Source organism: Vreelandella maris, from assembly GCF_013371085.1.
Lineage (GTDB): Bacteria > Pseudomonadota > Gammaproteobacteria > Pseudomonadales > Halomonadaceae > Vreelandella > Vreelandella maris.
This window is the reverse complement of sequence record NZ_JABWCV010000051.1, coordinates 1-9366: the sequence shown is the minus strand read 5'-3', so window position 1 is coordinate 9366 and position 9366 is coordinate 1. Positions and strand designations below refer to the sequence as shown.

Genomic DNA, 9366 nt, shown 5'->3' with positions numbered 1-9366 from the left:
TGAAGTACACCTGGCTGCCCTTGAGTGCCTATCTCTCGTTTGAACGTCTACATGAAGAGGTACACCGCTTACTCGGTGGTTACGGAACTGATCACGCGATTAATTTTGAATAGGCACTTATGAATTCAGATTTTAAATAACCTATCGAGATGATGAGTGAGTTGATGGCGAAATATTGCTAATGACCGGTATCTATCAATGTGATGCACCCGTAATCTGCAATCGTCAACTATAAAAAAGCTAAGCCTTCTTACTTTGCAGTTCGGTTTCTTGTTGTTTAAGTAACGATAATACATTTTTTTCAGCACTATCAATATGAGATAATGCTGCTGTGCTTGCGCGCCTCTCATCACGTTGCTCTATTGCTTCAACTATATCTGTCAATTCAGAAAGAGTGTACTTGAGACGTCCAGGCCGGCCAAGTGACAAAGCTCTTAGCAAACTTATTCGATTATTTAGCATCTCAAGAATATCTCTAACTATAGAGTTCTCTTTAATACCAAAAATAATAGAGTAAAACTTTCGTTTAACATTCAACACTTCGGACCCAGAGAAGCCTTCTAGAGAACTACTTTCCATTCCTTGAAGCTTATCTGATAGCTCATCTAATGTTGAACGAAGCTCACGTATATCACTATCATTGGCATGAACAACAAAATTCCGAACAGCTTGAGCTTCAAGAACACCGCGAACCTGATAGATTTGGCGGGCATCATCCAACTCAACTGATGCAACCACAGCACCACGATGAGGTACCAGTGCGACCAAGCCTTCAGCTTCGAGCCCTCTTAAAGCCTCGCGCAAGGAGGTTCGACTCACACCTAGCTCGGCACACAACATTTTCTCAACTAGACGCTCACCTGGTTTCAAGCGGCCAGCAATAATCTCTTTGCGTAACGCATCTTGAACCTGATAACGCAACGATGCTGAACGGTGTTGAATTTCCATACACAGATCTCTTAATTCTGACAGTTAACAATCTTTTTACAACATTTAAAGTGGGCTTCTAACCTAAATGCTTGCAACTTTAGTTTAAGTGTTTTTTCTAACTATACTAGTTACATGGTACATATTATATAGCCACTTAAAAAAAATTGCAAAAACTTAAGATAAAAATATAAAAGTACATAAAAGGCGACGCTTATATGAAACCAAGAACTAAAACCAATTAAGAAAAATGCAGTATTAAAAAGAAAAAAGCCGCCCTAGAAGCATCTTATCACAAGCAGCTAAAAAAGACGCCCGGTCTATACGAGCGCCATCATTAAAATATACTTTAAGGTATAATTAAAATATTTAAATACCCATTTCCTCAAATACTTCTTGTGCGGTTCTGAAGCTATCTATCGCAGCAGGAACACCACAGTAAATAGCAACCTGGAGAAACACCTCACGAATTTCTTCTTTAGTAAAGCCATTATTAATCGCGCCACGCACATGCAGTTTCAATTCGTGAGTGCGCCCAAGTGCAGAAATCATTCCTAAATTCAACATAGACCGATATTTACGGTCCAAGCCTGGACGATTCCAGATTTCATCCCAGCAATACTCAGTAACCAACTGCTGCATAGGCCAGTTATATTCAGTAGCATTGTTTACCGAGTTATCTACATACTCACTTCCAAGCACTTCTTTTCGGGTTTTGAGGCCCCTCTCAAACTTTTCTGACGTCTCGCGCTCGCTTGGGCTCTTAGTATAATCGCTCACATTCATCTCCTTTACTAATTATTCACCGGAATTCTTACCACGATCTAAATACAATCATATTGTATGATGATAAGTCAATAAATCTGACACCACAAATGGCGCACCTAAGGCGAAAGAAAATAGATAATATTTTCTTTATTAACAACGGCTTGTATAAAAAAAATAGGCCTTAGTCTAAATCGGCAAACCTAATCGATCTTCAAAAAGCCACCTCAAAAACCGCGCTCCCCCGTCGCGGTGCCTTGGCAAATTGATAAAACCAATCACCTATCACAAGCTTAGAGCAGCTACTGAAAACGCCCATATATAGGCAGTTCAATAACGGCTAACGCTATCAAAGGAAAAGAAATATAGTTTATAAAACAAAAAGATAAAGTACTATTGTGCGAAAAAAGGCATAGCTTAAGGCAGGAACGTAGCCTCAATGAAGCAGCTACTGGAAGTGCGAGGCAACAGAAGTCCAAATAGATTCAGCAGCTTCTACGCCTTGCAACTATTGTATGATTGTATGAAGATAATGTGTAAGCTAATTTTCTAAGCGTAAGAAAATTAGCTGGAGAATCAGCAATAAAGACCTAAGCATCTGATTAATTTGGAGGAAAACAATGAAAAAAATTATCGCCACGACACTCGCAGCCGCAACCTTCTTACCGGTTTATGCTCACGCCAACTGTGATGAGAATGAAACTGTCGCCAAATTCAGCCATGTGACTGCATCTTCTGGGCATCCAAAAGGCGAGATGGCAGCAGCCCTTGCAGAACGGGTAAATAAAGAAATGGACGGGCAGCTGTGTATTGAGGTTTATCCAAACTCAACGCTTTATGACGATGACAAGGTCATGGAGGCTCTTATTTTAGGTGATGTGCAGCTGGCAGCCCCAGATGCAGGAAAATTTGGCGCTTACACACAAGAGCTAGAAGTTTTCAACCTGCCATTCCTTTTTGAAGGAACAGAGGCAGTTGATGTATTTACAAAAAGCGAAGAAGGCCAAGAAATTCTTAACTCTATGCAAGGAAATGGTATCTCTGGGCTTGCCTATGTTTATAACGGAATGCGCGGATTTTCAGCTAATAAACCTTTGATCCACCCATCTGATGCTGAAGGTTTGAAATTTCGTGTAACGACGTCAGATGTCACAAAAAGCATGATTGAGGAGCTAGAAGCAACACCTCAAACATTAGCATTTAAAGAAGTTTATGGAGCTCTCCAAACTGGTGTGGTAGATGGCCAAGAAAACACCTGGTCGAACATCTATAGCCAGAAATTTTTTGAAGTACAGGATGGCATTACGGAAACAAACCATCAGTTCTTAACCTACTTCATGGTAACTTCAAACCAGTTCTTAGAAAGCCTAGACGACGAAACTCGTGAAGAATTTCTAGCAATTGTAGATGAAGTCTCTACGGAGTATAACAACCGGTCAAATGCCATAAACGAAGAGGCCAAGCAGAAAATTATTGAGGCTGGCGGCACAGTTCGTGAATTAACTTCTGAACAACGCCAAGAATGGGTAGACGCTATGAAACCAGTCTGGAATCAATTCGAAGACACTATTGGTGCTAATATCATTGAGGCTGCTGTAGAGTCAAATAAAAATATCTAAAAAGAAAAAGGCTAGCCATTTCTATGGCTAGCCTTTTAAGTATCCCATTCGGGTGACTAAGTAATCCTTGGAGTCAATGTCATGGATAGCTTATGGCTTTATATAATACTTATATCGTTAATAGCAATAATGTTTCTATCAGAGCGTCGCTACCCAGGGATTGTTCTCCGTATTGAGGAAAATATTCTTGCGACACTATTAGCAACTATCACTCTGGTATCATTTTTTCAGGTAATAGCCCGATATGGATTTAACGCCAGTTGGGCAGGTGGACTCGAATTTGTCCGGATTCTTTTTGCCTGGATGATATTATTTGGCATGAGTTACGGAATAAAAACAGGTTTACACCTTGGTGTAGATGCGGTGATACGACTGCTTCCTAAGCCTGCTTTCAAGATAGCTGCCGTTATGGGAGGACTGGCCACTCTTCTCTATGCAGTGATACTCATCTCAGCCGATTGGCTTGCTATCTTCGGCTCTGAGTCGGATGGAGGAGCAATAAGTTACTGGTTACGTTTCTTCAATGCAGGAATTGGGCTGCAGGATCTTCGGTATCCCTTGTGGTTGCAAGAGTCATTTGGTTTTCCAGAGAGAGTGCCCCGCTGGGTCGCATACATGATGCTACCCGTTGGATTGGCGTTACTGGCATTCCGCGCACTCGAAGCCACAATTCAGATAGTTATGGGGCGTAGAGAGCTAATCATTGCGAGCCATGAAGGAGAGGATCTTTTAGCTGAAAATCAGGCAAATTCCAAGGACTAAATTATGGAAAGCATCATTCTTTTTGTTCTAGTACTTTTTCTACTTTTATTAGGTGTTCCGGTTGGTATATCGCTAGGACTATCCTCTGTACTGATAATTGCTTTTGCATCTAGTGACTCAATGTCCTCAGTAGCAATGCAATTATTCACGGCTTCACAAAACTATACATTGCTAGCAATACCATTCTTTGTTCTTGCTTCTTCTTTTATGTCTACTGGGGGGGTAGCTCGAAGGCTTATTAACTTCGCCATTGCGTCCGTAGGACATTTCAGAGGAGGCCTCGCTATGGCCTCGGTCTTGGCTTGTATGCTGTTTGCTGCTCTTTCTGGCTCCTCTCCAGCAACAGTCGTAGCAATTGGCACAATCGCGATTGCAGGTATGTGCAAAGTTGGATATTCAAAGGACTTTGCTGCGGGCGTCATTGCTAATGCTGGTACTCTCGGCATTCTGATCCCGCCTTCAATTACAATGGTGGTCTATTCAGCTGCAACTGATGTTTCTGTCGGGCGGATGTTTCTAGCCGGCGTAATTCCAGGGATATTGGCTGGCGTAATGCTAATGCTGGCTATTTATGTGATGGCGCGGATTAAAAAGCTTCCATATGAACCATGGCGTGGGTTTGGTGAAATATTTAGAAGCGGCAAAGATGCGGCACCAGGTTTATTTCTGATAATAATCATACTAGGTGGAATTTATGGTGGTGTTTTTACACCTACTGAGGCAGCCGCAGTTGCAGCAATTTATGCCTTTTTTATTGCCACTTTTGCCTACCGCGATATGGGGCCTCTCAAGGATACGCCTTGGCTGTCGTCCACCGAAAATGTTCAGGCACACAGAGGATTTAATGCAATTATATATGCAGTATCATGCTTCTTCGTGTTCTTGGTTATGAGCTTCTTTGTCACATCGGGTATGAATGGTGATCACTATACGTTAGCCTCGCGTAGCCTCTTAGGTGGGGTATTATCGGTCATCGTACTATTTTCATACATATTATGGCGCGGCAAGGAAGGAATGGGCTCGGTTACCACTTGTTTAATGGCGGGGTTACCTGTGGTAGGTAAAAACATGATGCTTATCGCCCGCAGCTTCTTACCTGCTATGTTCAATCACGACACGCGGAAAGTGTTAATAGAAGCTTCAAGAACGACCGTGATGTTAATGTTCATTATTGTCAACGCGCTTCTTTTTGCTCATGTACTAACATCTGAAGGTATTCCACAAGTAATTACTGGAATCATGTTAGACATGGGGTTCAATTGGTTTACTTTCCTAATTGTTGTCAATATCTTGCTATTACTTGGCGGTCAGTTTATGGAGCCTTCAGGTCTTTTACTGATTGTCGCACCTGTAGTGTTCCCAATTGCTATGCAGTTAGGAATAGACCCAGTGCACTTAGGAATAATGATGGTCGTCAATATGGAAATTGGCATGATTACGCCACCTATTGGTCTTAACTTGTTTGTCACTTCTGGCGTTACGGGCATGAGTTTAGTGCGTGTTGTTAAAGCAGCTCTACCGTTTGCGGCTGTGTTGTTTTTATTCTTGATATTAGTTACCTATGTACCTATTATTTCAACTTGGCTTCCCTATAGTTTGATGGGACCAGAAACTATTACGAATTAAACCAACCATACTACGGAATAATATATGAACGTTATCAGTAATACAGCGAAAGTTGCCGTGATCGGGCTTGGAAAAATGGGGTTGCCTATGGCAATTAATTTGGTCAAAGCAGGATTTGAAGTCATAGGCTTTGACCCAACTTTAAATGCAAGGGAAGAGTTAGTTAATAAAGGAGGGCAAGCTTCTGTATCAGCGACTGACGCTGCAGAGGATGCTGACGTTGTCATTACCATGCTCCCTAATGGCGCTATTGTACGTGAGGCACTTCTAGGCGATGAAGGCGCTATCAAGAAGCTCAAAAAATCAGCAATAATTATTGATATGAGCTCTTCTGCTCCACTTGATACTAGGAGGCTTGGAGAAGAATTGAAATCCAAAGGCTACCGGTTCGTAGATGCGCCAGTATCGGGTGGTCAAAAAAGAGCGGTTGATTCAAGCTTAACAATTATGGCGGGTGGTGAAGAAGACGATGTACAAGCAATAGCGCCTATTTTTGATGCCGTAGGAGGGAAAACATTTAAAACTGGTTTATTGGGTTCCGGTCATGCTATGAAAGCCTTGAATAACTACGTTTCCGGGGCCGGTGCAGTAGCTGCTATGGAAGCTATTATTCTTGGTAAAGAATTCGGGTTAGATCAAAGCGTCATGGTAGATATTCTAAATGTTTCTACAGGACGTAATAACACGACTGAGCAGAAACTGAAGCAATTTGTTCTTTCAGAGACCTGGGGCTCAGGTTTTGCATTGGATCTTATGGCAAAAGATATCCGTATTGCTGCTGATTTATCTCAAAACCTTCACCTTACATTTGATAACCTGAAAGAGATAGCAGATCAGTGGGAGTCTGCCCAAGAGTCACTGGGTGAAGGGGCAGACCATACTGAAATTTACCGTTATCTTAACCAACATTCAAAAAAATAACCTAGCTTAATTGATGTAGTGAAATTTAATAGCATTTAAAAATACATACAGAATGCTAAATATAGATATATTAGAGAGTAAATATGCCTGAAAACCCATTTCTCCAAATGCTTGGTGCACAAATTGTAGACTGGAAGGAAGGTGAGTGTTTATGGGAATTTCAAATACTACCTCAATTTCTCAACTCGCAAGGGTCCTTGCATGGTGGAGTGATCGCCACACTTTTAGATGTTGCATGCGGTTACAGTGGATATTTTCCCGATATTGACGGCTCTGAGGTCCGTGCTACAACCTTATCTCTTACTGTGAATTACATGTCTAAGGCTACCCAGGGTAGCCTAAGGGCTATAGGCCGCCGTAAGGGAGGAGGCATAAAAACGTTTTTTGCCGAGGCAGAACTATACGACCCTAAGGACTACAACATAGTCGCTTGCGCTACAGGATGTTTTCGGTTACGTGGTAAGATTTCTGCTAATTAAATTATTGTAATCCTGAATTCAAATATCAAGCGCAGCATTCGCGGTTTTCAAAGCCCCTGAATATTCTCCCAGGAACACTATTGCCAGTGTCGGATGCCCCAAGCGTTTTCTAGGGCGATTCATTGCAACGACTCTTCTCAGCGCTGAATCGGTCACCTTTGGGGTAGTTTTGGTGAATCAGGCCATTGGTATTTTCATTGAACCAGTGGTGCTAATCTAGGAGAAGGTCAGTGCGCTGCCAAGAGGGAACCGCTGCGCCCCTCGAATAAAGCCACTAGGCCGGATTCTTTGTAGCCCTTGATATCGTTTCGCCTTCCCAATGGCAAATATAGCACAGCTCTTCCACCTCGGCAGGGCGGTGCTGAAAGCTCACTCAATCGGGATCTTGCCTAATCGCGTGCTTGGCCAACTAGCGCTGATAGCGCCGCTGGGTGGTAGCCGGAGTCACTTCCATAAGTCGCCGCCGTTTTCCTTTCGTCCCAGATTAATGCATAGATCCAGTGATGGCTGACGCAAATCCCGTTGGCATAGCCATAAAGCCACTGATTTGCTGAAGACTCGATTCGTCCATCAATTGACCAGTGACCCAGCCTGGGCAGCCGCTCCGTCACTTTCCAGACGGTGCATCGACATCTATCACTTAACAGTCTGCTCAGGTGCATAACCACTGGCGAGCCTATTGCGCTTTAGCTTGCCTCTGTGAACCTAATGGCCTTGGCTGGCTCAAGGTAAGTGAAAATTTGGTATAGTTCGTCCTCGTCAGCTGTCGGTATACTCTGTTTCACTTTGGTCGTAAAGTCGAGATGATACCGTTGCTGGTTATCCTGTCTCTACAAGGTGATCCAAAGCGCTGCAGTTATTCAGTGAATCTAGATGCTAAGACCTGTGTGCTAATTCAATCGTCGTGTACCATAAAAACTAATACCCGGACGAGTGCATCTCCCAATACAGCGTACAGCAGGCCAACAATTTCATCTTATTTATGGATCACTTATATGCATTTTGACTTGGCCGACCTTAATCTTTTTATTCACGTTGCTGAGGCGTCCAGCTTAACGGGAGGCGCCAAGCAAGCTCATCTGTCCACGGCAGCTGCTAGCACGCGGATAAAATCTTTTGAGGGTCAGTTGGGCAGCCGACTTTTTTACCGTGGGAGCCATGGCGTAGAGCTGACCCCTGCTGGCGAGAACTTACTCAAACATGCTCGTGCGATCATGCGGCAGGTCGAGTATTTAAAAAGCGATTTTTCTGACTATGGCCGTAGTGAAACTGGGCATATACGAATTTTTGCTAACACAACAGCAGTGACGGAGTTTATGCCTGAAGTATTGGCCAACTTTTTAGGCAGTCGTCCAGGGATCACTATCGACTTAAAAGAGCGCCTGACTAAAGATATTTTCAGAGGTGTTTTAGATGGTGCAGCAGACTTTGGCGTGACGTCGGGTGAAATTAAAATGAAAGGTTTAGAAGTCATGCCTTTTAGCATGGATAGGCTAGTCGTCGTAGTTCCGATTGGCCATCCGCTTACAGGAACTAAAGATCTAGCCTTTAAAGATACACTTATCTATCCACATGTAGGTCTACATGAAGGAAGTACCCTTCTTGAATTTCTTAAAAAGGAGGTCAGCGAAGTAGGAGAGTCTTTGCCGTTGCGCATTCAAGTGTTTGGCTTCGAACCAGCCTGTAGGATGATTGAGGCAGGAGTAGGAATCGGCATTTTACCCGAATCGAGTGCACTGCGCTATCAAACAACTATGCGACTTAATATTGTTGAGCTAAAAGATGTTTGGGCCAAACGTGAGCGATCAGTTGTCGTTAGAGAATTTGAGTCATTGCCAGAATCTTCCAAAAACCTTATTCGTGAGATAAGAAGCTACCATAGCTATAAAGAATAAGCATTTATTATATGGGGTTTATGGTCTTTCTGGAACGCAGTTAAATTGTAGTGCATGCTTAAATGAAGTGAATAGTGGCAATGCTATAGCAAGGTCTGTGGGCATTGCTGAAGGAAAAAGTTTTTTAATTGGTAACATGTTTTAACCTCTGGCTAAATATGAAAAAGTTAAGTCTTTTGAGTAGTATAAGTCGAAAAGTCACCTTAGCTCTTTGCTTCCCTTTGTATATTTTCTGGGTCTGATTCAGTTGTAGTAAGTGCCTATTCAAAATTAATCGCGTGATCAGTTCCGTAACCACCGAGTAAGCGGTGTACCTCTTCATGTAGACGTTCAAACGAGAGATAGGCACTCAAGGGCAGCCAGGTGTACTTC

At 42.8% G+C, this 9366-nt stretch carries 8 protein-coding genes and 2 pseudogenes; 7 read left to right on the top strand and 3 right to left on the bottom strand.

Translation table 11 applies throughout. The annotated features are described in order from the left end of the window. A pseudogene (locus HUO07_RS21100) lies at nt 1–113 on the top strand (IS630-like element ISHsp2 family transposase); the annotation flags it as partial. A gap of 127 nt (nt 114–240) precedes the next feature. Here the strand turns inward: HUO07_RS21100 and HUO07_RS21095 are convergent. Beyond that, nucleotides 241–948, bottom strand: a complete 708-nt coding sequence (locus tag HUO07_RS21095) for a GntR family transcriptional regulator (RefSeq protein WP_176305101.1) — start codon at nt 946–948, stop codon at nt 241–243. A gap of 348 nt (nt 949–1296) precedes the next feature. Next, the gene (locus HUO07_RS21090; RefSeq protein ID WP_340162520.1) at nt 1297–1707 is read right to left on the bottom strand and encodes a carboxymuconolactone decarboxylase family protein; all 411 of its coding nucleotides are present in this window, start codon (nt 1705–1707) and stop codon (nt 1297–1299) included. A gap of 605 nt (nt 1708–2312) precedes the next feature. On the opposite strand from HUO07_RS21090, the gene HUO07_RS21085 reads away from it, so the two are divergent. The 6 genes from HUO07_RS21085 to HUO07_RS21060 all read left to right on the top strand — a co-directional run bounded on the left by HUO07_RS21085 (nt 2313) and on the right by HUO07_RS21060 (nt 8994). Further along, a complete protein-coding gene (locus HUO07_RS21085) occupies nt 2313–3311 on the top strand; it encodes a DctP family TRAP transporter solute-binding subunit (RefSeq protein ID WP_176305099.1) in 999 nt (332 codons plus the stop codon). 81 nt (nt 3312–3392) lie between these two features. After that, nucleotides 3393–4073 carry a TRAP transporter small permease gene (locus tag HUO07_RS21080; RefSeq protein ID WP_176305098.1) on the top strand — a complete coding sequence of 227 codons (681 nt, stop codon included), beginning with the start codon at nt 3393–3395 and terminating at the stop codon, nt 4071–4073. Nucleotides 4074–4076: 3 nt separating this feature from the next. Then, nucleotides 4077–5699 carry a TRAP transporter large permease gene (locus HUO07_RS21075; RefSeq protein ID WP_176305097.1) on the top strand — a complete coding sequence of 541 codons (1623 nt, stop codon included), beginning with the start codon at nt 4077–4079 and terminating at the stop codon, nt 5697–5699. A gap of 24 nt (nt 5700–5723) precedes the next feature. Next, nucleotides 5724–6620, top strand: a complete 897-nt coding sequence (locus tag HUO07_RS21070; protein ID WP_176305096.1) for an NAD(P)-dependent oxidoreductase — start codon at nt 5724–5726, stop codon at nt 6618–6620. Between the two features lie 83 nt (nt 6621–6703). Then, nucleotides 6704–7099 carry a PaaI family thioesterase gene (locus HUO07_RS21065; RefSeq protein ID WP_176305095.1) on the top strand — a complete coding sequence of 132 codons (396 nt, stop codon included), beginning with the start codon at nt 6704–6706 and terminating at the stop codon, nt 7097–7099. Between the two features lie 995 nt (nt 7100–8094). After that, on the top strand, nt 8095–8994 hold the full coding sequence (locus HUO07_RS21060) for a LysR family transcriptional regulator (RefSeq protein ID WP_176305094.1): 900 nt from the start codon (nt 8095–8097) through the stop codon (nt 8992–8994). Nucleotides 8995–9254: 260 nt separating this feature from the next. On the opposite strand, the pseudogene HUO07_RS21055 reads toward HUO07_RS21060, so the two are convergent. Beyond that, nucleotides 9255–9366 (bottom strand): annotated as a pseudogene (locus HUO07_RS21055) (IS630-like element ISHsp2 family transposase); the annotation flags it as partial.

Coding starts and splice junctions, on each gene's coding strand:
- HUO07_RS21095 (WP_176305101.1), bottom strand. CDS start 948: ATGGAAATTCAACACCGTTCAGCATCGTTGCGTTATCAGGTTCAAGAT.
- HUO07_RS21085 (WP_176305099.1), top strand. CDS start 2,313: ATGAAAAAAATTATCGCCACGACACTCGCAGCCGCAACCTTCTTACCG.
- HUO07_RS21080 (WP_176305098.1), top strand. CDS start 3,393: ATGGATAGCTTATGGCTTTATATAATACTTATATCGTTAATAGCAATA.
- HUO07_RS21075 (WP_176305097.1), top strand. CDS start 4,077: ATGGAAAGCATCATTCTTTTTGTTCTAGTACTTTTTCTACTTTTATTA.
- HUO07_RS21070 (WP_176305096.1), top strand. CDS start 5,724: ATGAACGTTATCAGTAATACAGCGAAAGTTGCCGTGATCGGGCTTGGA.
- HUO07_RS21065 (WP_176305095.1), top strand. CDS start 6,704: ATGCCTGAAAACCCATTTCTCCAAATGCTTGGTGCACAAATTGTAGAC.
- HUO07_RS21060 (WP_176305094.1), top strand. CDS start 8,095: ATGCATTTTGACTTGGCCGACCTTAATCTTTTTATTCACGTTGCTGAG.